The organism is Inhella proteolytica (genome assembly GCF_016093275.1).
In the GTDB taxonomy this organism is placed as follows: Bacteria; Pseudomonadota; Gammaproteobacteria; order Burkholderiales; family Burkholderiaceae_C; genus Inhella; species Inhella proteolytica.
Genome location: NZ_JAEDAK010000006.1, coordinates 110912 through 132440, shown reverse-complemented (window position 1 = coordinate 132440; position 21529 = coordinate 110912). Strand labels below are relative to the sequence as shown.

At 69.9% G+C, this 21529-nt stretch carries 19 protein-coding genes; 12 read left to right on the top strand and 7 right to left on the bottom strand.

Translation table 11 applies throughout. The annotated features are described in order from the left end of the window. Positions 1–3: 3 nt before the first annotated feature. From I7X39_RS10470 to I7X39_RS10445, 6 genes are all read right to left on the bottom strand, one after another. On the bottom strand, positions 4–882 hold the full coding sequence (locus I7X39_RS10470; RefSeq protein WP_310739906.1) for an alpha/beta fold hydrolase: 879 nt from the start codon (positions 880–882) through the stop codon (positions 4–6). A gap of 4 nt (positions 883–886) precedes the next feature. Next, entirely contained in the window at positions 887–1690 is an 804-nt protein-coding gene (locus I7X39_RS10465; RefSeq protein WP_374438008.1) for an esterase/lipase family protein, read from the bottom strand. Positions 1691–1770: 80 nt separating this feature from the next. After that, the gene (locus tag I7X39_RS10460) at positions 1771–3228 is read right to left on the bottom strand and encodes a wax ester/triacylglycerol synthase family O-acyltransferase (protein ID WP_198111094.1); all 1458 of its coding nucleotides are present in this window, start codon (positions 3226–3228) and stop codon (positions 1771–1773) included. 117 nt (positions 3229–3345) lie between these two features. Beyond that, positions 3346–5019, bottom strand: a complete 1674-nt coding sequence (locus I7X39_RS10455; RefSeq protein WP_198111093.1) for an ABC transporter ATP-binding protein — start codon at positions 5017–5019, stop codon at positions 3346–3348. A gap of 138 nt (positions 5020–5157) precedes the next feature. Continuing rightward, positions 5158–6201, bottom strand: coding sequence for an ABC transporter permease (locus tag I7X39_RS10450; protein WP_198111092.1), 1044 nt, complete (start codon positions 6199–6201; stop codon positions 5158–5160). Between the two features lie 8 nt (positions 6202–6209). Further along, positions 6210–7148, bottom strand: coding sequence for an ABC transporter permease (locus I7X39_RS10445; RefSeq protein WP_198111091.1), 939 nt, complete (start codon positions 7146–7148; stop codon positions 6210–6212). A 262-nt stretch (positions 7149–7410) separates the two neighbouring features. On the opposite strand from I7X39_RS10445, the gene I7X39_RS10440 reads away from it, so the two are divergent. The 9 genes from I7X39_RS10440 to I7X39_RS10400 all read left to right on the top strand — a co-directional run bounded on the left by I7X39_RS10440 (position 7411) and on the right by I7X39_RS10400 (position 17847). Beyond that, on the top strand, positions 7411–9240 hold the full coding sequence (locus tag I7X39_RS10440) for an ABC transporter substrate-binding protein (RefSeq protein ID WP_310739905.1): 1830 nt from the start codon (positions 7411–7413) through the stop codon (positions 9238–9240). Further along, positions 9237–11006, top strand: coding sequence for an ABC transporter substrate-binding protein (locus I7X39_RS10435; RefSeq protein ID WP_310739904.1), 1770 nt, complete (start codon positions 9237–9239; stop codon positions 11004–11006). The genes I7X39_RS10440 and I7X39_RS10435 overlap by 4 nt, the downstream gene beginning before the upstream one ends. After that, positions 11003–12787 carry an ABC transporter substrate-binding protein gene (locus I7X39_RS10430; protein ID WP_198111090.1) on the top strand — a complete coding sequence of 595 codons (1785 nt, stop codon included), beginning with the start codon at positions 11003–11005 and terminating at the stop codon, positions 12785–12787. The genes I7X39_RS10435 and I7X39_RS10430 overlap by 4 nt, the downstream gene beginning before the upstream one ends. A gap of 156 nt (positions 12788–12943) precedes the next feature. Then, on the top strand, positions 12944–13336 hold the full coding sequence (locus I7X39_RS10425; protein WP_198111089.1) for a hypothetical protein: 393 nt from the start codon (positions 12944–12946) through the stop codon (positions 13334–13336). A gap of 28 nt (positions 13337–13364) precedes the next feature. Further along, positions 13365–15161: an ABC transporter substrate-binding protein gene (locus I7X39_RS10420; protein ID WP_198111088.1), complete on the top strand. Its 1797-nt coding sequence runs from the start codon at positions 13365–13367 to the stop codon at positions 15159–15161. After that, positions 15158–15475, top strand: a complete 318-nt coding sequence (locus I7X39_RS10415; RefSeq protein WP_198111087.1) for a YnfA family protein — start codon at positions 15158–15160, stop codon at positions 15473–15475. Before I7X39_RS10420 ends, I7X39_RS10415 begins: the two co-directional genes overlap by 4 nt. A gap of 59 nt (positions 15476–15534) precedes the next feature. Beyond that, positions 15535–16152, top strand: coding sequence for an RNA polymerase sigma factor (locus I7X39_RS10410; RefSeq protein ID WP_198111086.1), 618 nt, complete (start codon positions 15535–15537; stop codon positions 16150–16152). Continuing rightward, positions 16149–16625: a hypothetical protein gene (locus I7X39_RS10405; protein WP_198111085.1), complete on the top strand. Its 477-nt coding sequence runs from the start codon at positions 16149–16151 to the stop codon at positions 16623–16625. Before I7X39_RS10410 ends, I7X39_RS10405 begins: the two co-directional genes overlap by 4 nt. Positions 16626–16641: 16 nt before the next feature. Continuing rightward, on the top strand, positions 16642–17847 hold the full coding sequence (locus I7X39_RS10400) for a hypothetical protein (RefSeq protein WP_198111084.1): 1206 nt from the start codon (positions 16642–16644) through the stop codon (positions 17845–17847). On the opposite strand, the gene I7X39_RS10395 is transcribed toward I7X39_RS10400, so the two are convergent. Beyond that, the gene (locus I7X39_RS10395; protein ID WP_198111083.1) at positions 17839–18522 is read right to left on the bottom strand and encodes a CCXG family PEP-CTERM protein; all 684 of its coding nucleotides are present in this window, start codon (positions 18520–18522) and stop codon (positions 17839–17841) included. The two genes, I7X39_RS10400 and I7X39_RS10395, sit on opposite strands and share 9 nt — an antisense overlap. 169 nt (positions 18523–18691) lie before the next feature. Between I7X39_RS10395 and I7X39_RS10390 the strand changes: the two genes are divergently transcribed. From I7X39_RS10390 to I7X39_RS10380, 3 genes are read left to right on the top strand one after another with little or no spacing between them, the layout of a single operon-like run. Then, positions 18692–19093 carry a GntR family transcriptional regulator gene (locus tag I7X39_RS10390; RefSeq protein ID WP_198111082.1) on the top strand — a complete coding sequence of 134 codons (402 nt, stop codon included), beginning with the start codon at positions 18692–18694 and terminating at the stop codon, positions 19091–19093. Continuing rightward, complete coding sequence (locus I7X39_RS10385) at positions 19090–20010, top strand: ABC transporter ATP-binding protein (protein WP_198111081.1); 921 nt, start codon at positions 19090–19092, stop codon at positions 20008–20010. The genes I7X39_RS10390 and I7X39_RS10385 overlap by 4 nt, the downstream gene beginning before the upstream one ends. Continuing rightward, positions 20007–21440 carry a hypothetical protein gene (locus I7X39_RS10380; RefSeq protein WP_198111080.1) on the top strand — a complete coding sequence of 478 codons (1434 nt, stop codon included), beginning with the start codon at positions 20007–20009 and terminating at the stop codon, positions 21438–21440. Before I7X39_RS10385 ends, I7X39_RS10380 begins: the two co-directional genes overlap by 4 nt. The last annotated feature ends 89 nt before the right edge of the window (positions 21441–21529 follow it).

Here is a 21529-nt window from a genome sequence, read left to right as displayed (position 1 = left end):
AATTCATGCAGCCGCACGCTGCACCGCCTCGACCAGCATGGGGTGCAAGGCCGCAGGGAGGTCATGGCCCCAGCCGGGGATCTCGGTCAGCTGCGCCTGCGGCAGCGCCTTGGCCAGCGCACGGCCGTGGGCGATGGGCAGCAGCGGGTCGGCCAGGCCGTGCAGCACCTGCACGGGGCGCTGGAGCTGGCGCAGCCAGGGGCGGCGGTCGCCGTCGGCGGCAATGGCGATGAGCTGGCGCGCCGTGGCCTGCGGGCGGAAGGAGCGCGCCAGGTTGTGCGCCACGCGTGCGCGCAGCTCGGCCGGGTCGCTCGGGTAGGCCGGGCTGCCGATGGCCTGGAAGAAGCGCTCGCCATAGGCCTGGTAGCCCGCACGGTCGGGCCGGCTGAGCAGCAGGCGCAGCACATCGGCGCGCGGCGGGGGCAGCAGGCGGCCACCCGGGCTCGTCATCCACAGGTTCAGGCCGCGCACCCGCTGCGGGTGGCGCCGGGCCAGGTGCTGGGCCACCATGCCGCCCATGGAGATGCCCGCCACCTGGGCGGCCTCCAGCCCCAGGGCGGCGATCAGACCCGCGGCATCGTCGGCCAGCTCGGCCAGCGTGTAGGGCGGCTGCAGCGGCAAATGGAAGGCGTGACGCCAGAAGGCCTGGGCCAGCCGCGGCCGGCCCAGGTGGTCGCAGCTGGAGGAAAGGCCGATGTCGCGGTGGTCGTAGCGGATGACGCGAAAGCCCGCCGCGGCCAGCTGCTGCACCAGCTCGATGGGCCAGCTCGTCAGCTGCAGGCCCAGGCCCATGATGAGCAGCAGCGGCTCACCCTGGGCCGGGCCGTCCAGGGCCACGGCGAGCTCCTGCGCGCCGACGCGGATGCGGCGCTCCTCGCTCACCGCGTCACTTGCTCGGGTAGAACCAACGCTTCGCCCCCTGCGGATTGAAGGGCTGCCAGTTCATCGGCGGCTGCGCCAGGCGGTCGGCCACGGCGTACAGCGCCAGCGGGTTCATGCCCAGGCCCAGGTGGCTGGCATGCACCTCGATGTTCTCCACCTGCGGCGCGGGCTCGTTGACGCTGCAGCGCCAGCTGACCACGCCGTCACTGCGCGAATAAATCGAGGTGGTGGGCACCGGCGGCGCTTCCTTCAGGCCTTCCAGCACCTCCTCGTCATGGCTGTCGTGGCCACTCACCAGCTCGAAGAAGCGCCAGGCGTGCGTGGCACGCGGGTGGCCGGCGAAGGGGGTGCCCAGGGTGATGACGTTGCGCACCCACTCGGGGTGGCGCTTGGCCAGCTCGCGGGCGTAGATGCCGCCCAGGCTCCAGCCCAGCAGGCTGGCCTTGCGGCCGCTGCTCTCGAACACGCGCTGCAGATCGGCCTCGGCCTGCTCGATCACACCCGGGCGCGGGCCGAAGTTGAAGCCCTGGCGCCAGGGGTGGGTTTCGTAGCCCAGGCTGTCCAGCCACAGGCGCAGCGGCGCGGTGCTGATGTCGTTCGCCCCGAGGCCGGGGAACACCACCACCGGATGGCCATCGCCCTTGGGCCAGCGGCGCAGCCAGGGGCTGGCGGCGATCAGGGCCGCGAACTCCCAGGGGGCGCGGCCTTCGAGCATCAGGAGCAGGGTGTGAGGGGGTTCGTGCGCATCGGCGGGCGCAGGGGCGGCGCGCGACGGCAGGCGACGCGGGCGCGGAATCTTGTTCAGCATGCCGCAAGCGTAAGCGGCTGTTGCCGCAGGCGGCAGCGGCCTTTCCCGATGACCCTGCCTAGCGCGACGTCAGCCTGATGTCAGGATTCCGCCGCCAGCTCGATGAACTGCTCGACTGCCGCCGCCATCTGGGTGGCCAGGGCGTCGATGTCGGGCAGCGCCTCGCCGCAGGCAATGAGGCCCACCTCCAGGTGCTTCTCATAGGTCTGCACCGTGATGTTGAGCGCAATGCCGTGCACCACGATCGAGGCCGGCGCATTGCTGAGCATGCGTGCCCCCGCCAGGTAGAGCGGCACGCCCGGCCCCGGCACGTTGCTGATGACCAGGTTCACCAAGGGCGGCACCTTCTCGGCCACGCCGCCCCAGGCCTTGGCGGCGAGCGGCAGCAGCCAGGGCAGGCCGATGGAGGGGAAGTCCAGCGGCATCAGGCTCTTCAAGGAACCCAGGCCGGCCTTCATCGAGCCGCTGGCGGCCTGGATGTGCTTGAAGCGCTTGGCCGGGTCGGCGATGTGCGTACCCAGGCTCAACGCGCTCATCGTCACCTGGTTGTTGGCGCGCGTGTCGCCACTCTCGCGCATGGACACCGGCACGGCGGCAATCAGCGGCTTGCGCGGCAGCTCGCCCTCGGCCTTGAGGAACTCGCGCAGCGCCGTGCTGCACAGCCACAGCACGGCGTCGTTCAGGCTCGCCCCCAGCGCCTTGCGCGCCGCCTGCAGCGGCATCAGCGGCAGGCTCAAGGAGGCAAAGCTGCGCGTGGCGGTGACCGGCACGTTGAAGCGCGTGCGCGGCGCCAGGTTCAGCATGCCGTGGCTGCGCGGCGCCTTCTCACCCTTCAGGCGTGCCCACACGCCCTTGGCGGTCTGGCCCAGCCAATCACCCGCAGCGCTGCCGGCCAGGCTGGAGAGCGTGCCGGCCTTGCCGGGCAGGCTGCGCGCCAGCTCGAACCACTGGCGCGCCTGCAGGGTCAGGGCGCTGCGCAGCAGGTCCACCTCGCCATGTGCGGCCGAGCGCTTGCCGCGCGGCGGCAGCGCCGGCAGCTCGCGCGGCTGCGGCGTCAGGTCCAGCAGCACCTGGGCCAGGGCCACCGCGGCCTGGCCGTCCACCGCCGCGTGGTGCAGCTGGGTGTAGAGGGCGACGCGCTTGCGCCCATTGGCCGCGGGCGCCAGCCCCTCGAAGACATGGAAGCGCCACAGCGGCCGGTCGCGCGGCAGCAGCTGGCAATGCAGAGCGGCCACCTGGGCATGCAGCTCGGGCAGGTCGGCATCCGGCCCGAGCTGGTGCTGCAGCACATGCACGCGCAAGTCCGGCTCAGCCGGCTCCCAGATCGGGTTGCTGAAGTTCAGCGGCAGCTCGGCCAGGCGGCGGCGCAGCGCACCGGCGTAGGGCAGGCGCGCCTTGAGATGCTTGCGCAGCGCGTTCACCCAGTGGCCGCGAAAGCCGGCCGGCAGCTCGAACAGGTGCAGGGCGCCCACATGCATGGGCATCTCGGGGGTTTCGAGGTGCAGGAACAGGGCGTCGAGACCGGGCAACTGGCGCATGGCGGATCCCTCAGGGTGGGCCCGCAGATCATAGGCAGCGCACCCTGCCCGCCGACTCCGCCCAAGGGGCCGAGTTGCCCGAAAGGCACAAGGGGCGCTACGGCGCCCCTTGTCTCATCAAGCCGCCGCCTGGTAGCCCCTGGGCACCGCGCCCAAGAGCTTGCGCGTGTACTCCTGGCGCGGGTTGGCCATCAGCTCCTGCACCGGCGCCTGCTCCACCACGTCGCCGTGCTGCATCACCAGCACCTCGTCGCTGATGAACTTCACCACCGCGAGGTCGTGGCTGATGAAGATGTAGGAGAGGCCCAGCTCGTCCTGCAAGTCCTTCAGCAGGTTCAGCACCTGGGCCTGCACCGAGACATCGAGGGCCGACACGGCCTCGTCCAGCACCAGCACCTCAGGGTTCAGGGTCAGGCAGCGCGCGATGGCGATGCGCTGGCGCTGGCCGCCGGAGAACTCGTGCGGGTACTTGTGCAGCGCGGCCTCGGGCAGGCCGACCTTCTGGATCAGCGCGGTGGCGCGGGCCAGGCGCTCGGCGTGGTCCTTGCCGATACCGTGGATCTCCATCGGCTCCACCAGGGTCTGGCCGATGGTGAAGCGCGGGTTCAGGGACGCATAGGGGTTCTGGAACACCACCTGGATGCGGCGGCGCATCTTCTGCCAGTCCGGCCCACTCATCTTCAGCAGGTCCTGGCCATCGAACAGCACCTCGCCGCCGGTCGGCTCGTGCAGGCGCAGCAGGGTCAGGCCCATGGTGGTCTTGCCCGAACCGGACTCGCCCACCACGCCCAGGGTGTGGCCTTTCTTCAGCTCGAAGTCCACGCCCTTGACGGCCTTGAACTCCTTCTTGCCAAACAGGCCTTCCTTGAACCAGAAGCTCTTCTTCAGGCCCTTGGCCCTCAGCACCACGGGGGCGTTCGGGTCCTTGGCCTTGCCATGCTGCTGCGCGGCCTTGCCGGCGATGTGGTCGTCGATGACCATCAGGCGCGCCGGGTTCTCCGTCAGGCTGGGGCGGCAGGCCAGCAGGGCCTTGGTGTAGCTGTCCTGCGGGTTGGAAAAGATCTGCGCCACCGGCGCCTTCTCGCGCACCTCGCCATGGCGCATCACCACCACATGGTCGCTGATCTCCCCCACCACGCCGAGGTCGTGGCTGATGAAGAGCAGGCCCATCTTGTGCTTTTCCTTGAGCTTGGCCATCAGCTCCAGCACCTGGCGCTGGATGGTCACGTCCAGGGCGGTGGTGGGCTCGTCGGCAATCAGCAGCTTGGGCTCGCAGGCCAGGGCCATGGCGATCATCACGCGCTGCTGCTGGCCGCCGCTCATCTCGTGCGGGTAGGCCTGCAGGCGGCGCTTGGGCTCGGGTATGCCCACCTCGTGCAACAACTCCTCCGCGCGCACCCAGGCCTGGCGGGGGCTCATGCCCATGTGCTTGATCAGAGGCTCGCAGAGCTGCTGGCCGACGGTGAACACCGGGTTCAGCGAACTCATCGGGTCCTGGAAGACGCAGGCGATCTCCTTGCCGCGGATGGCCTGCAGCTCGCGCAGACCGGTGTGCAGCAGGTCCTTGCCCTGGAACAGGATGCGGCCCTCGCGTTCGGCGTTCTCGGGCAGCAGGTTCAGGATGGACATGGCCGTGACCGACTTGCCCGAACCCGACTCGCCCACCAGGGCCACGGTGCTGTTCTCGGGCACATCGAAGCTGATGCCCTTGACCGCCAGCTGGCGCTGCATCTCGCCGCCCTGCTTGCCCATGCGGAAGGCGACCTTGAGGTCTTGAATGCTCAACAACATTTCAGTTCTCCAGGGAGCCAAAGAAGCTCCCGTGCCCGCAGGACTTCATCCCATCAAGTGCCACCGCGGAACCGGCTTTGCCGGGCCGCTGGTGGCGCCCCCTTGAGGGGGAGGCGCCGCAGGCGCTTCGGGGGTGATTCATTCCAGACCGCGCAGCTTGGGATCGAGCGCATCACGCAGCGCATCCGTGAACAAGGCGAATGCCGTCACAAACAGCGCCATGAAGGTCGTCACCGCCGCCAGTTGCCACCAGTAGCCCAGGATCAGCTCGCTCTGCGCCTCCGAGAGCATCGTGCCCCAGCTGACCTGGTCCACCGAAACGCCCAGACCCAGGTAGCTCAGGATCACCTCGTATTTGATGAAGCTCACCACATGCAGCGAGAGCTGCACCAGCGCCACGTGCGAGACGTTGGGCAGGATGTGCTTGAACATGCGCGAGGAGGTCGAGGCACCGATCGCCTCGGCGGCGCGCACGTACTCGCGCTGGCGGTGCTTCATGAACTCGGCGCGGATCAGGCGGTAGATGCCGGTCCAGCCCGTCAGGCCCAGGATCATCACGACCGACAGCACGCCGCGGCCGAAGATCACCGCGAAGGCGAAGATCAGCAGGATGCTGGGGATGGCGGTGAAGACGTTGTAGACCCACTCCAGCAGGTCACCCACCTTGCCGCCGAAGAAGCCACTGAGCGCGCCCAGCAGGGTGCCGATCAGCGTGGCCAGCGTGGCGGCCAGCAGGCCGACGACGATGGACACCTCGGCGCCGCGGATCACCTTTTGCAGGATGTCGCGGCCCAGGCGGTCGCCGCCCAGGATCAGGGTCTCGGCCTTGACGGCCTCGACGGTCTTGTACTTCTTGGCCGCCTCTTCCCATTCCTTGTACTTGGGCGCCAGCGGGTCGATGTCCGAGATGTCGACGTTCGGGCCGGTGGGCACGGCAATCGCGCCCACGGCCTCGGCGGGCTTCGGGCCGACGAAATGCGGCGGTGCGTTGGGCACGCCCACCTCGTCCTGCCAGTTGGCGGCCACCACATTGGCCAGGGTCAGCGCCACCAGGGCCATGAAGGCGGCCACGATGTAGAGGCTGACCATGCCGACGCGGTCGGCCTTCAGGCGCTTCCAGGCCGCGGCCCAGACGCCCTGCGAGCGCGCCGAGCCGGTGGGGTTCGGAGAGTTGTTGATCACGGCCGTATTCACTTCAGCACCACCCGTGGATCGACGAGCTTGTAGAGGATGTCCGTCACCAAATTGACGACCATGGTGATGACCGACAGGTAGATAGCGAAGGCCTGGATGACCGGGTAGTCGGAGCGGTTCACCGCCAGCACGATCTCGCGGCCCAGGCCGGGAATCGAGAAGAACACCTCGAGCAGGAAGGAGCCCACGAACACCCCCGGCAGCAGCACCGAGATGTTGGTCATGATGGGGATCAGCGCGTTGCGCAGCACATGCTTGAAGAGGATGGTCTTCTCGTCCAGGCCCTTGGCGCGTGCGGTGCGCACGTAGTCGTGGCCGATCTCATCCAGGAAGAAGCTGCGGTACAGGCGCGTCTGCGGCGCCAGCGCCACGAACACCGCCAGCAGCACCGGCAGCGGCGCGTAGACGGTCAGATTGGTCCAGAAGGAATCCGTCCAGCCCTGCACCGGGAACAGGCCCAGACGGAAGGCGAACAGGTACTGGCCGACGATCACGTAGACCAGCAGCGAGATCGACACCATCACGGTGGTGACGATCATGACCGAGCGGTCGATCAGGCTGCCGCGCACATAGGCCACGGCCATGGCGAAGGGCACGGCCAGCAGCACTTCAAGGAACAGCAGCGGCACCATCACCGTCAGCGTGGCCGGCATGCGGCTGGCGAACAGGCTGGACACCGCCTCGTTGGTGGCCCAGCTCTTGCCCCAGTTGAAGGTAGCGATCTGCTTGATGAAGATCCACAGCTGTTCCCAGACCGGCTTGTTCAAGCCCAGCTGGTCGCGGATCGCGTCGATCTGCTCTTGCGTGGCCGACAGGCCGCCGAGGATTTCGGCCGGATCGCTGCCAAACCACTTGAACAGGAAGAACACCAGCAGCACGACACCCAGCAGCGTGGGGACCATTTGCCACAGGCGTCGGATCAGATAAGCCGTCATGGGGCGGCCCCTTCTTCGAACGTCTAAGCCATAAAACGAACCCCGCCGAGGGGCGGGGTGGAGGGCCGCACCCGCAGGTCCGGCCGGCGCGCAGTCTAGGCGAAAGCCCTAGGCGGCCGGGCTGGGGTAAGTCTGGGTGGCAGAGGTCATGGCGCGGGTATGCCGGGGTGCAAACCCTGCCCTGGTCTCCCTACACTCCGCGCCCTGCGCGCCGCAGCCCCTCCCGGGCCTGCGGCGCATCTGCTTGGGTCTGGAGAGTGGTGTGTTCAAGGTTGTGACGGCGACCGCCGGCAAAAAGGTCATGGTGGCGGCGGCTTTTGCGCTGGCCGCGCTCGGTGTTCAGGCGCAGGGCTCGGCGCCCGAAAAGGTGTTCCGCTACTCCTTCCGTGTGGCCGAGACCGGCTTCGACCCGGCCCAGGTCACCGACCTGTATTCGCGCACCCTTACCGCCGGCATCTTCGACGCGCCGCTGCGCTACGCCCATCTCGCGCGCCCGTTCAAGCTCGAACCCTCGGGTTGCGAGCTGCCCGAGGTGTCGGAGGACTTCAGGACCCTGACCTTCACGGTGCGCCCGGGCCTGTTCTTCGCGCCCGACCCGGCCTTCAAGGGCGTCAAGCGCGAGCTGGTGGCGGCCGACTACGTCTACTCCATCAAGCGCCACTACGACCCCAAGAACAAGAGCGGCAACCTCTACATCCTGGAGAACGCCGGCATCCTGGGGTTGGACAAGCTGCGCCAGGAGGCGCTCAAGGGCAAGCCCTTCGACTACGACCGCGAGGTCGAAGGCCTGCGGGTGCTGGACAAGTACCGCTGGCAGATCCGCATGAAGGTGGGCGACCCGCGCTTCATGCACAACCTGGCTGACCCCTTCGTCGGCGCGGTGGCGCGCGAGGTCGTCGAGTTCTACGGCGACAAGATCATGGAGCACCCGGTGGGTACCGCGGCCTTCATGCTGAAGAACGACGAGTGGCGCCGCAGCAGCAAGATCGTGCTGGTGAAGAACCCGCATTTCCGCGAGGAGTTCTACAACGAGGAAGCGCCGGCGGACCGGCCCGACCTGCAGGCCATGGCCGCCAAGCTCAAGGGCCGGCGCCTGCCGATGATCGACCGCGTCGAGTTCAGCATCATTGAAGAGAACCAGCCGCGCTGGCTCGCCTTCATGAAGGCCGAAGCCGACATGGTCGAAGAAGTGCCGGCCGAATTCGCCTCCATCGCCATGCCCAACGGCCAGCTGGCCCCGAACCTGGCCAAGCGCGGCGTGCAGATGAACCGCTACGCGCGCGCCGACGTGGCGGTGAGCTTCTTCAACATGGAGCACCCGATGGTGGGCGGCACCGAGCCGCACAAGGTGGCGCTGCGCCGCGCCATCTCCTTGGGCGTGGACCTGGACAAGGAAGTGCGGCTGGCGCGCCGCGGCCAGGCCATCCCGGCGCAGGGCCTGCTGGCGCCCAACACCTATGGCTACTCACCCGCCTTCAAGAGCGAGATGAGCGAGTTCAACCGCGCCAAGGCCAAGGGTCTGCTGGACCTGCACGGCTATGTGGACAAGGACGGCGACGGCTGGCGCGACAACCCCGACGGCAGCCCGCTGGTGCTGGAGTACGCGACCCAGCCCGACGGCCAGAACCGTGCCCTGGCCGAGCTCTGGCAGAAGAACATGGACGCGCTCAAGATCCGCATCCAGTTCAAGCTGGCCAAGTGGCCCGAGCAGCTCAAGGCCAGCCGCGCCGGCAAGCTGATGATGTGGGGCGTGGGCTGGAGCGCCAGCGTGCCCGACGGCGACGCCTTCCTGACCCTGGGCTACGGCAAGAACAAGGGCCAGAGCAACCATGCGCGCTTCGACCTGCCCGCCTACAACGCCCTCTACGAGCAGCAGCGCGCCCTGCCCGACGGCCCCGAGCGCCTGGCGGTGATGGAGAAGCTCAACCGCATGGCCGTGGCCTACATGCCCTACAAGGTGCATGTGCACCGCATCTTCACGGACATGGCGCACCCCTGGGTCAGCGGCCTGGAGCGCAACATCTTCCGGCGCGACTTCTGGCAGTACCTGGACATCGACGTCGAGGCCCAGCGCAAGGCCCGCGAGCAGTGAAGCGCGTGCTGGCCACGCTGGCGGCCGCGCTGTCGCTGGCAGCCGGCGCCCAGCCTCAGAAGACCCTGCGCATCACGCTGCGCGTGGCCGAAACCGGCTTTGACCCGGCCAAGGTCACCGACTTCTACTCGCGCAGCATCCTGGCGCACATCCTCGAAGCGCCCTACGGCTACGACCCGCTGGCCACGCCCTACCGCATCGTGCCGCTCACCGCGGCGGCCCTGCCCGAGGTCAGTGCGGATCAAAAGACCTGGACGGTGCGCCTGCGCCCCGGCATCCACTTCGCCGCCGACCCGGCCTTTGGCGGCCAGCCGCGCGAGCTGGTGGCCGCGGACTACGTCTACAGCATCAAGCGCTTTGCCGACCCGGCCGTCAACAGCCCGGGTTGGAAGGATGTCGAGGCGCTCGGCCTGGCGGGCCTGAAGGCCTACCGCGCGCAGCTGCTGCAAAGCAAGGCACGCTTTGACTACGCCCAGCCCATCGCCGGCCTGCAGGCGCTTGACCGCCACACCCTGCGCTTCCAGCTGGAGCGTCCCAACCCGCGCTTCTTGTTTGCGCTGGCCAGCGGCGACATCTTCGGCGCCGTGGCGCGCGAGGTCGTCGAGGCCCATGCCGACGACACCATGGCGCATCCGGTGGGCACCGGGCCCTTCGTGCTGAAGGCATGGAAGCGCAGCGCGCGCCTGGTGCTGGAGCGCAACCCCGGCTACCGCGAGCGCTACTACGAGGCCCAGCCGGCGGCCGAGGACGCAGCCGGCCAGGCCATCCTGGCGCAGCTGCAGGGCCGCCGCCTGCCGATGGTGGACCGCGTCGAGGTCGCCGTCATTGAGGAGACGCAGCCGCGCTGGCTGAGCTTTCTGCAGGGCGACTTCGACATCGTCTCCGTGCCCGAGGAGTTCGTGCCCCTGGCCCTGCCGCACGGGCGCCTGGCACCCAATCTGGCCCGGCAGGGCATGCAGCTGCACCGCAGCCTGGGTGCCGAGACCCTGCTGCTCGTCTTCAACATGGACGACCCGCTGGTGGGCGGCCTGAACCCGCAGGGCGTGGCGCTGCGCCGCGCCATCGGCCTGGGGACCGACCTGGCCACCGAATTCCGCGCCGTGCGCCGCGGCCAGGCCGTGCCCGCCCAGGGCTTCTACTTCCCGCACACCAGCGGCTTCGACCCTGGCTTCAAGAGCCTGCAGAGCGAGTACGACCCCGCCAAGGCCAAGGGCCTGCTGGACACCTACGGCTTTGCGGACCGCGACGGCGACGGCTGGCGCGAGGACCCGCAGGGCCAGCCGCTGGAGCTGGAGATGCTGACCCAACCCACCGCCTTCCAGCGCCAGCTCGACGAGGTGTTCCGCAAGGACCTGCAGGCCCTGGGTCTGCGCGTGCGCTTCCGGAGCGCGAAGTGGGCCGAGAACCTCAAGGCCAGCCGCAGCGGCGGCTTCCAGCTCTGGACCGTGACCGAGGCCGCCCACACGCCCGACGGCCTGGAGGCGCTGGCGATCTATCACGGCCCCCAGGCCGGCGGCAAGAACCTGGCGCGCTTCCAGCTGCCGGAGATGGACGCCCTGTTCGAGCAGATTGCCGTGCTGCCCGACGGCGAGCAGCGCGCCGCGCTGATGCGCCGCAGCGAGCGCCTGGCCGCCGCCCTGATGCCCTACAAGACCAAGGGCCGCCGCATCTACAACACGCTGACCGGCCCGCGCCTGGTCGGTTTCCGTTCCCCTGTTTTTCAGAACAACTGGTGGGACGTGGTGGACCTGAAAGATCCCTCATGAAACGCTTGCTGCTGGCCGGCCTGCTGGCCCTGTGCACCCTCGCCCAGGCCGAGGCGCCGAAGAAGACCCTGCGCTATGCCTTCCGCGTGGCGGAGACCGGATTCGACCCCGCGCGCATCAACGATCTGTACTCGCGCACCATCACGCCGCACATCTTCGAGTCGCTCGTCACCTACGACCACCTGGCGCGCCCGGCCAAGCTCAAGCCGCTCACGGCCGTCGAGCTGCCCACACCGAATGCCGACTTCACGGTGTGGACGGCGCGCATCCGCCCGGGCATCTACTTCAGCGCCGACCCCGCCTTCAAGGGCCAAAAGCGCGAACTGGTGGCGGCCGACTACGCCTACGCGCTGCGCCGCTTCGCCGACCCGCTGATCCCCAGCCCGGGCTGGACCAGCGTGGAGAGCTGGGGCATCCAGGGCCTGAAGGCCCTGCGCGAGCAAGCGCAGAAGGCCAAGCGCGGGCTCGACTACGAGCGCCCGATTCCGGGCCTGCAGGTGCTGGACCGCTACACCCTGCGCATCGCGCTGGACAAGCCCAACCCGCGCTTCCTGCAGGAGCTGGCGGGGGGCGATCTGTACGGCGCAGTGGCGCGCGAAGTCGTCGAGGCCTATGGCGACGACACCATGGCCCACCCGGTGGGCACCGGCCCCTTCGTGCTGACGGAGTGGAAGCGCGGCTCTCGCATCGTGCTGGAGCGCAACCCCGACTACCGCGAACGCTTCTACGACGCCGAGCCCAACGCCGACGACGCCGAGGGCCAGGCCCTGCTGCAGAAGTTCAAGGGGCGCCGCCTGCCGATGGTGGACCGGGTGGAGATCGCCATCATTGAAGAAAACCAGCCGCGCTGGCTGGCCTTCCTGAAGGGCGAGCACGACTTCATCGAGCGCGTGCCGGAGGACTTCATCAGCCTGGCCGCGCCGAACGGCAAGCTCGCGCCCAACCTCACCAAGCAGGGCATGCATCTGCACCGCACCCTCAACTCCGAGGTGTACTTCCAGATGTTCAACATGGACGACCCGGTGGTGGGTGGCTTTGCGCCCGAGAAGGTGGCGCTGCGCCGCGCCATCGGCCTCGGCATGGACCTGGAAGCCGAGATCCGCCTGGTGCGGCGCGGTCAGGCGATTCCGGCGCAGGGCTTCTACACCCCCAACACGGTGGGCTACGACCCGCTCCTCAAGACCGAAAACGGCGAGTTCAACCCCGCCAAGGCCAAGGGCCTGCTGGACCTGTACGGCTACACGGATCGCGACGGCGACGGCTGCCGCGACGCCCCCGACGGCGGCCCGCTGAAGCTGGAGATGAACACCACGCCCGAGGCCTTCCAGCGCCAGATCGACGAGCGCTTCGACAAGGACATGAAGCGCATCGGCTTGTGCGTGGCCTTCAAGGCCGCCAAATGGCCCGAGCAGCTCAAGGCTGCGCGCGCCGGCAAATACCAGATGTGGATGGTGGCCACCAGCGCCGACAAGCCCGACGGCCAAAGCAGCCTGGCGCGCTTCCACAGCGCGCAGGTGGGCGGCCAGAACATGAGCCGCTTCCGCCTGCCCGAGATGGACAGCCTGTACGAGCAGATCATCACCCTGCCCGAAGGCCCGGAGCGCCTGGCGCTGATGGCGCGCACTGTGCGGCTGGCGGTGGCCTACATGCCCATCAAGTTCAAGGGCCACCGCTTCCTCACCGACATCGAGCGCACGCAGATGAGCGGCTATCGCCGCCCGCTGTTCTGGCAGAACTGGTGGGAGTACGTGGACGTGGACCCCGCCGCGGCCGCACGATGACGGTTTTGTGGCACAGGGCGGGTGCTTGCGTCTCCTCAAGAAGGCGGAATTTGCCCTTCCAAGCCCCCCTGCCAAACGGCAAAATGCCCCGTTTTTGGGCATCATGCGCCCGCCGCGCAAGGCCGCGCGGTCTTGTCTTTCTGCCAGATCGGTTCCATGTCCCTGCTCTGCCTCGTCTGCACCACCCTGCCCCTGCTGGCCGCCAGCCCGGCGCCGGGTCAGGCCGTCGGTGCCTGGCAGGCACCCACGGTGAACGTGGCGGCAGCCGGCGGCGCGGCCTTCCGCGAGCTGGAGCGCGCGCCCGAGTTCTCGCTGGCCGAACTGGTGGCGGGCAATGCCGGCGACAGCCTGCTGGGCCAACTGGCCCTGCGCGGTGCCTGCGCCGTGCTGCAGGCGCGTGCCGAGGCCCATGTGATGGTGGAACGCATCTCCGGCCGGCCGGCGCTGTACCGGCTCAGCTTCCCCAAGGAGCCAGCCGCCGAGCAGTTGAGCGGCCCGGCCAAGAGCGCCTTCAGCGCCCAGGAATGCGCGCGCCAGCCGCGCGACTGACCCTCCCCTCCTTTCCCAAGGCTCCTTCATGAAGCTCGACCGCCGCCAGACCCTGGCCGCGGCGCTGCTGCCGCTGGCCGCCGCCAGCCGCGCGCAAGCGCCCGCCCGCCCCAAGGTCTTCCGCATGGCCTTCCAGATCGCCGAGACGGGCTTCGACCCGGCGCGCATCTCGGACATCTACTCGCGCATCGTCACCAGCCACATCTTCGAGGCCCTGTACGGCTACGACCCGCTGGCCCGGCCGGCGCGCCTGGTGCCGCGCATCGCCACCGCCCTGCCGGAGACGAATGCGGACTTCACCGTGCACCGCATCCAGATCCGCCGCGGCATCTACTTCCAGGACGACCCGGCCTTCAAGGGCGCCAAGCGCGAACTGGTGGCGCAGGACTTCATCTTTGCGCTGATGCGCTTCGCCGACCCCAAGACCACCAGCCCGATGTGGCCCTCGCTGGAGGAGCAGGGCATCGTCGGCCTGGCCGAGCTGCGCCGCCGCGCGCTGGAAAGCAAGCAGCCGTTCAATTACGACGCCCGCATCGAGGGCCTGCAGGCCCCGGACCGCTACACCCTGGTCTTCAAGCTAAAGGCCCCGCGCCCGCGCCTGGTGGAGATCCTGGCGCAGAACGACTTGTTCGGCGCCATGGCGCGCGAGGTCGTCGAAGCCTACGGCGACGAGATCCAGGCCCATCCGGTGGGCACCGGCCCCTACCGCCTAGCGCAGTGGCGCCGCTCCAGCCTGATCGTGCTGGAACGCAACCCCAGCTACCGCGAGGTCTACTACGAGACCGCCGCCACCGACCCCGAGGCGCTGCGCATCGCCGCGCACTTCAAGGGCAAGCGCCTGCCGCTGATCGACCGCGTCGAGATCAGCCCGATCGAGGAGTCGCAGCCGCGCTGGCTCAGCTTCCTGAACGGCGAGCACGATTTCATCGAGCGCATCCCGCCCGAGTTCATCGACGTCGCCCTGCCCGGCGGCAAGCTGGCCCCCAACCTGGCCAAGCGCGGCATGCAGCTCTACCGCCACCCGGCGGCCGATTGCGCCTTCACCTTCTTCAACATGGAAGACCCGCAGCTGGGCGGCTACGAGCCGCACCGCGTGGCGCTGCGCCGGGCCATCTCGCTGTGCCTCGACGTCGAGGCCGAGATCCGCCGCGTGCGGCGCGGCCAGGCGGTGGTGGCGCAATCCCTGGTGCTGCCCCACACCACCGGCTACGACCCGGCCTACAAGAGCGAGAACGGCGACTACGACCCCGCCAAGGCAAAGGCCCTGCTGGACCTGTACGGCTACAAGGACCGCGACGGCGACGGCTATCGCGAGCACCCGGACGGCTCGCCGCTGACGATCGAGATCGCCTCGCAGCCCGACTCGCTCTCGCGCCAGTTCGACGAGCTCTGGAACCGCAATCTGCGCGCCATCGGCCTGCGCCCCAAGTTCTTCCACGGTAAGTGGCCCGAGCAGCTCAAGCAGGCGCGCGCCGGCAAGCTGCAGCTGTGGATGCTGGGCAATACCGCCTCCTACCCCGACGGCATCGGCATGCTGCAGCGCCTGTACGGCCCGCAGGCCGGCCAGCAGAACTACTCACGCTTCAAGCTGGCCGCCTTTGACCGCCTGTACGAAAAGGCCCAGCTGCTGCCCGATGGCCCCGAGCGCGATGCCCTGTTCCACGAGGCCAAGCGCATCCAGGCCGCCTACATGCCGATGAAGGTGCATGTGCACCGCCTCATCAATGACATGGCTCAGCCCTGGGTCATCGGCTACCGCCGCCAGCTGTTCTGGGTGGACCTGTTCCAGAACCTGGACATCGACCTGGCCAAATTGCCCGCGTGAAGACCTTCGCGCTGTTCGCGCTCACCGCCCTGGCCGAGATCCTCGGCTGCTGGCTGCCCTACCGCGTGCTGCGCGAAGGCGCCAGCCCCGGGTGGCTGCTGCCCGGCGCGCTCAGCCTGGCGCTGTTTGCCTGGCTGCTGACCCTGCACCCCCAGGCCGCCGGCCGCACCTACGCCGCCTATGGCGGCATGTACATCGCCGTGGCGCTGGCTTGGCTGTGGGCGGTAGACGGCGTGCGCCCCACGCCCTGGGATCTGGCGGGCGTGGCGCTGGCTTTGGGCGGCATGGCCCTGATCGCCTTCCAACCCCGCTGACTTCCTTCACGCCGGGTTAGCACCGAGTCACAAAACCGGTGCCCGGCGCGCATAGGGGCATGCACACCGCACTGCTCCCTGCCATGCTGGCCGAGATGAGCTGGCTCTCCCGCCTGGGCACCCGCGCGGCCGCGCCGGCCGCCGACGACGACGCCCCCCTGCTGCAGCGTCTGGCCCAGGGCGACGGCCAGGCGCTGGCGCGCCTGTACCGGCGCGAATCCGGCGCCGTGTACCGTTATGCGCTGGCCCTGGCCGGCGACGAGGCCGCGGCGCTGGACGCCATGCAGGAAGCCTTCAGCGCCCTGCTGGCCCAGCCGGCCGGCTTTGACCCGGCGCGCGGCAGCCTGGGGGCGTACCTGGCCGGCATTGCCCGCCACCACTTGCTGACCCAATGGCGGCGCCGCTGCGAACCCCTGCCCGAAGCGGGCGAGGACGACGAAAGTGGCCACGGCGCCAGCCCCGACGCCCTGCTGGTGCAGGCGCAGGACCAGGCCGCGCTGTGGCAGGCCGTGGCGCGCCTGAGCTGGAGCCAGCGCGAGGCCCTGGTGCTGGTGGATCTGCAGGAGCGCCGCATTGCCGAGGCCGCCGCGATTGCCGGCACCAGCGAGGAGCAGCTGCGCCAGCGCCTGCACCGCGCGCGCAGCCGCTTGGCCCATCTGCTCGGAGGTCCCCGATGAGCACGCAAACCCTGCAGCAGTTGCTGCGTGAATCGGCCCAGGCGCTGGCGCAACGCCGCCCCAGCCCCGAGCAGGATGCCGCCGTGTTGCGGCAGCTGACGCGCCAGTTGCGCGCCCAACCGGAGGCGCAGTTCGTCGGCGGCGGCACCTTGGCGGCACCGTTGCGCTGGCTGGCTGGTTCGGGCGCGCTGCTGACGCTGCTGGCCCTGCTGTTCGCGCTCAGCCTGCTGCGGCTGGAGCCGGTCAAGCCCGCCCCCATCAGCAGCGGCTACCTGCCCCTGGTCAGCCCCGAGGAATGGAGCCAGGCGCGCGCCGACGGCGACACCGTCTGGATCGTGCCCACCGAGATGCCGCGCGAGCGCCTGGCGCTGCTCGGCCTGCCCTACGACCCCGCGCGCGCCGGCGACAACGTGCGCGCCGAGGTCATGGTCCACCGCAGCGGCCAGGTGCTGGCCGTGCGCTTCGTGCAATAGAGAGAGAGGTCCCGCCATGTCCATCACCACCCCCTTGCTGATCAGCCTGCTGGCCCAGGGTGCGCCCGCCGCAGCCGAGCCGCCACGCTGGGACGAGCTGAACCGCCAGATCGAGGCGCGCGTCAGCGCGGACATTGCGCGCGCCGAACAGCACATGAAACTCGCCATGGAGCGGGTGCGCGAGGTCGAGCTGCAGCGCCTGCCGGCCGACCTGTTCGCCGGCTTCGAGCTCGGGCGCGAGCGCGTGGTGAAGGGAGCGCCCTACTGCGCCGATGCCGTGCACGAAACCATCCAGCCCCTGGCCGACGGCAACCGCATCGTGCGCAAGCAATCCACCCGCCTGTGCCGTGACGGCGAAGGCCGCACGCGCCGCGAGGTGCAGCGCGGGCAGGGTGGTCACGGCGCTCAGGGCGATGGGGAAGGCGACAAGCTGATCTACTTCCGCGACCCAGTGGCCAAGGAGGCCTGGGTCTACAACCCCGAGAGCAAGGCTGTGCGGCGCCTGCTGGGGGGCGGAGGCATGGCCTGGGCCGATTTCGACCACGAGGCCTGGCAGCGCTGGGGCCGCGAGTTCAGCCAGCGCATGCGCGAGCACTTCAAGGACCTGCCGCGACCGCCGCTGCCGCCGGCCGCGCCGCAGGCTCCCGAAGCGGCGATCGCCCCGAAGGCGCCGCTCGCCCCGAAAGCGCCCGATGCCACCAAGCCGGAACCGGCCGTGGTGGTGGAGACCGATGTCGTGGTCAAGGGCGCCGAAGGCGAGCCGCGCCGCCAGCGCGATGTGCGCGTGATCCGCCTCTCCGACCTGCCGGCCGGCGTGCACATGGCGCCGCTGCCGCCCATGCCCCCGATGCCGCCCATGCCCGCCCTGGCAGGCCCTGGCTGGAGCTGGGGGCAGTTCGCCCCGCGCGGCGAGGCCGTGGTGACGCCCCTGCCGGCCAAGGAGATCGAGGGTGTGAAGGTCACCGGTGAGCGCAGCACCTGGACCATCGAGGCAGGCAAGCTGGGCAACGAGAAGCCCATCGTCATCAGCCGCGAGATCTGGACCTCGCCCGAGCTCTCGCTCACCGTCTACAGCCGTGACTTCGACCCGCGCAGCGGTGAGGTCGTCTACCGGCTGCAGAACATCAAGCGCGGCGAACCGGATGGTGCGCTGATGAAGCTGCCGGCGGATGCCAAGAAGCCCGAGCGCGCATCGCGCGCGCCCGAGCGCAAGTCAAGCTGAACGCAGCTTGCGGCCTGGCCGCAGCGCCAGGCCCAGGGCCAGGGCGGCCAGCGGCAGGCTGGCGGGCAGCGGCACCTGAGCAGGGTTCAGGCCGTCACCCGCGCCGAACAGCTGCCAGCCCGCCGTGGGAGCCAGCTGGAAGCGGCCGATCTGGCCGCCATCGCAGCAGCCCTCCAGGCCGTACAGATCGACCCGGTGCAGGCCCGCGGCCAGGCTCAAACCCAACGCTTCGAAGTGTTGGGTGGGGTCGACCAGGCCGCCGTTCCACCACATATCGGTGTTGCGTGCATCCAGCAGCACGCCGTCCAGGAAGAACGCGCCGCCGCGGCCGAAGTCGGGGCCGAACTGCATGCCAAAGCCGCTGACGTCGCTGGCCAGGCTGAACTCGACCGCAATGTGCATGGCGATGTTGCCGTTGGCACCCGCGCAGCTCGCCTGGTTGCTGAGCCCGCTGAACCAGGCCACGCCGGTGTCGCAGTAGCCCGCCGTCGGGGCGCTGGCAGCCAGGGTGCTGACCGTGTCGCGGTAGTAGGCCCCGAGCTCGGCCAGGGTGCCGGCCGGTGCCGGGCCATCGGTGGAGAACCGGGTTTGCAGGCTGATGCTGCTGGCCTGGGCCGACAGGGCGGCACCCAGGGCGAGCACGGAGACGCCGGCGCGGAAGAGGGAGCTGGGCATGGGGTTTCCTTCTGAGCAGGGCCGCAGGCTAGCAAGCGCGCATCGAGCCACAACGCGCAATTGCAAGCAGATGCAAACCGCTGTGGCGCCGGCGCGGCGGCCCCCCGCGAGCGAAGGAAGGGTGAACCCCATGGCCAGACCGTACTAGTGCACCCGTACACTAGTGCACATGGACACCCCGATCCAGTTCCAGATCCAGACCGGCAGCCCCGAGCCGATCTACCGCCAGCTGATGGAGCAGCTGCGCCGCCGCGTGGCGGCCGGGCAGTGGAAGGCCGGGCAGGAGCTGCCCTCGGTGCGCGAGCTGGCCGGCCTGCTGGCCGTGCACCCGATGACCATCTCCAAGGCCTATGGCCTGCTGGAGGCCGAGGGCCTGCTGCAGCGCCGCCGCGGGCTTTCGATGGTGATTGCCGCCGGCCACGAGCGCCCCGCACCGAAGGCCGAGCGCATCGAGCGCCTGCGCCCCACGCTGGAGCGGGCCGCCGCCGAGGCGCGCGAACTCGCCATCCCCAAACAGCAGGTGCTGGACCTGCTGGCCCGATTGCTTGACGACGAAGGAAAGCCGCGATGAATCTTCTGCACGCCCTGCCCTGGTGGAAGGCACCGCGCCGCAGCGCCCCGGCACAGGCTGGACTGGCCCTGCACGCCGCCCCCCTGCCCGAGAGCGCCCCGCCGGTGCAGATCGAAGGCCTGCGCCTGGCCTATGGCCGCCACAGCAGCCCGGTGCTGGCCGGGCTGGACTGGCAGCTGCAGCCCGGCCAGGTGGTCGGCCTGCTGGGCCGCAATGGCGCCGGCAAGACCACGCTGCTGGAAGCCCTGCTGGGCCTGCGCGAACCGCAGGCCGGCCAGGCCTGGTTGTTCGGCCAGCCGGCCGACCGCCTGGACGACAGCGTGCGCGCGCGCATCGGCTATGTGCCGCAGCAGAGCGATCTGTTCGAGGACCTGAGCCCGCGCCAGCTGCTGGCCTACTTCCGCAGCTTCTACCCGCGCTGGAACGAGGCCAAGGTGGAAGGCCTGCTGAGCCGCTGGGAGCTGCCGCAGGACAAGCTCATCGGCCAGCTCAGCGTCGGTCAGCAGCAGCGCCTGTCCATCATCCGCGCGCTGGCCCATGAGCCCGACCTGCTGGTGCTGGACGAACCCGTGGCCAGCCTGGATCCGCTGGGCCGGCGCGACTTCCTGCGCGAACTGGTGGAGCAGGTGCTGGACCGTGGCACCACCGTGGTCTTCAGCACCCACATCCTCAGCGACCTGGAGCGCGTGGCCTTCAACGTCGCCTTCCTGAAGGGTGGCCGCATCCGCCTGCAGGGCCCGCTGGACGAGTTGCTGGAGCAATGCCGCTGGGTGCAGGGGCCGGGCGCCGAGGCGCATGGCGGCGAGCTGCTGGCGCGCTTCGGGCCGCGCCTGCTGGTGCGCCGCCCCACCGTCGCGGGAGCCGACACCTTGGTGCAGGCGGTGACGCTGGAGGATCTGTTCGAGGGCCTGGCATGAGCGCCGTGCCGAGCCCCCACGCGATGGTGTGGCAGCGCATGCGCTGGCTGCTGCAGCACCGCCTGACCCTGGCGAACCTGGTGGTGAGCCTGCTCGGTCCGCTGGTGGTGCTGGTGTTCCTGCAGCAGATTGCAGGGGTGGGCTGGCGACTGATGATCAGCGGGCTGGCGGGCGGCCTCGGGTTTGCGCTGGTGCTCTGGCCCCTGGCTCAGCTCTGGGGTCAGAACGACCCGCGCTGGGCCCGCCTGGTGCCCGGCCACTTGAGAGCCCTGCGCCGAGCCAGCTTGCTGGCCGTGGCCCTGGTCGTGCTGGGCTCCAGCCTGCTGGTGGCGTGGCGCTGGGGCCTGGACCCCGAGGGCCCCCTCGCAATTGGTGCGGGCGTGGTCGCCCTGGCCTGGGTGCTGCGCCGCCCCCGCCTGCTCTGGGCCCTGGTGCTGGGCGCGCCCTTGCTCCTGGCCGTGCTGGCCCTGCTGATGCGCGCAGTGCCGGGCCTGCAGGCGGTGGTCGGTGCAGGCTTCGCGGCGGCGGGCACGCCGGTCGCGGCTCTGCTGGCCGCAGCCCTGTGCCTGTGGGCGCTGTGGCGATGGGTGGGCAATGGCGATGCCGCGCATTGGCGCGACCACAGCGCGCGGCTGCAAGCCCGCCGCAGCGCGCAGCGCGGCTGGACGCCGGGCGAGGGCTGGGCCGACCAGCTGCTGGGCCGGCTGGCCCGCTGGTTCACCTGGCCGCGGGAGTGGCACTTCCAGCGTGTGCTGCACGCTGGTCCGGTGGCCAAGCTCGATCACATGCTTTCGCGCAGCGCGCATTGGTCGGTGCGCTTGTGGGTGGCTCTGCACATCGGCGCGCTCGTGGGCCTGCTGATGGTGCTGGCCGCCAGCGCCGAGAAGGCGGCCGACCGTCCGACCGGAGACACCTTGGTCGGCCTCTGGGTGGGTGCGCTCAGCCTGGCCTTCGCGGCCGACGTGAGCCGCAGCAAGGCCTTGTGGCGACGCCAGCGCGAGCAGGCCGTGCTGGCGCTGCTGCCGGGTCTCTCCTCCCGGCCCGGCCAGCTCACCCGCGCCCTGAGCGCACGCTGGTTGACGCAGGGCTTGCTGAGCTGGGGCTTGGTGCTGCTGGCGATGCTGGCCTACCTGCCGAGCACCGGCGAGCGCATCGCGGCAGCCATGGGCATCGCACTGGCGGGCTGCCTGCCCCTGGTGTTGGCCGGCGCCCTGATCGATCCCGCACGCCTGCCGCAGGCACCCAGCCGCGCGATGGAGGCGGGCGTGTTCGGCATCTGCCTGATCGCCTGGCTGCTGTCGCCCCTGGGCTGGCCTTTCGCGCTGCCCGTGGTCGCCGTTGCAGTGGCAGCGCTCCCCTGGGCGCTGTGGCGCTGGCAGCGTCTGGCGCACGCCCCGGCGCCCTTCCCGGTCGGGCGCCTGAGTGACTAGGGCCTGTTCACACGACGGGAAGCCAGCGCGTTGCCTTCAGAAAGGGCGCCAACGAGGCGCGAAGCCGCAGGCGTGGCGGGCCCACGGCA

Bases quoted from the DNA above. Each gene is read 5' to 3' on its own strand.
- I7X39_RS10465 (WP_374438008.1), bottom strand. From the start codon at position 1,690: ATGCTGAACAAGATTCCGCGCCCGCGTCGCCTGCCGTCGCGCGCCGCC.
- I7X39_RS10460 (WP_198111094.1), bottom strand. From the start codon at position 3,228: ATGCGCCAGTTGCCCGGTCTCGACGCCCTGTTCCTGCACCTCGAAACC.
- I7X39_RS10455 (WP_198111093.1), bottom strand. From the start codon at position 5,019: ATGTTGTTGAGCATTCAAGACCTCAAGGTCGCCTTCCGCATGGGCAAG.
- I7X39_RS10445 (WP_198111091.1), bottom strand. From the start codon at position 7,148: ATGACGGCTTATCTGATCCGACGCCTGTGGCAAATGGTCCCCACGCTG.
- I7X39_RS10430 (WP_198111090.1), top strand. From the start codon at position 11,003: ATGAAACGCTTGCTGCTGGCCGGCCTGCTGGCCCTGTGCACCCTCGCC.
- I7X39_RS10425 (WP_198111089.1), top strand. From the start codon at position 12,944: ATGTCCCTGCTCTGCCTCGTCTGCACCACCCTGCCCCTGCTGGCCGCC.
- I7X39_RS10420 (WP_198111088.1), top strand. From the start codon at position 13,365: ATGAAGCTCGACCGCCGCCAGACCCTGGCCGCGGCGCTGCTGCCGCTG.
- I7X39_RS10410 (WP_198111086.1), top strand. From the start codon at position 15,535: ATGCACACCGCACTGCTCCCTGCCATGCTGGCCGAGATGAGCTGGCTC.
- I7X39_RS10405 (WP_198111085.1), top strand. From the start codon at position 16,149: ATGAGCACGCAAACCCTGCAGCAGTTGCTGCGTGAATCGGCCCAGGCG.
- I7X39_RS10400 (WP_198111084.1), top strand. From the start codon at position 16,642: ATGTCCATCACCACCCCCTTGCTGATCAGCCTGCTGGCCCAGGGTGCG.
- I7X39_RS10395 (WP_198111083.1), bottom strand. From the start codon at position 18,522: ATGCCCAGCTCCCTCTTCCGCGCCGGCGTCTCCGTGCTCGCCCTGGGT.
- I7X39_RS10390 (WP_198111082.1), top strand. From the start codon at position 18,692: ATGGACACCCCGATCCAGTTCCAGATCCAGACCGGCAGCCCCGAGCCG.
- I7X39_RS10385 (WP_198111081.1), top strand. From the start codon at position 19,090: ATGAATCTTCTGCACGCCCTGCCCTGGTGGAAGGCACCGCGCCGCAGC.
- I7X39_RS10380 (WP_198111080.1), top strand. From the start codon at position 20,007: ATGAGCGCCGTGCCGAGCCCCCACGCGATGGTGTGGCAGCGCATGCGC.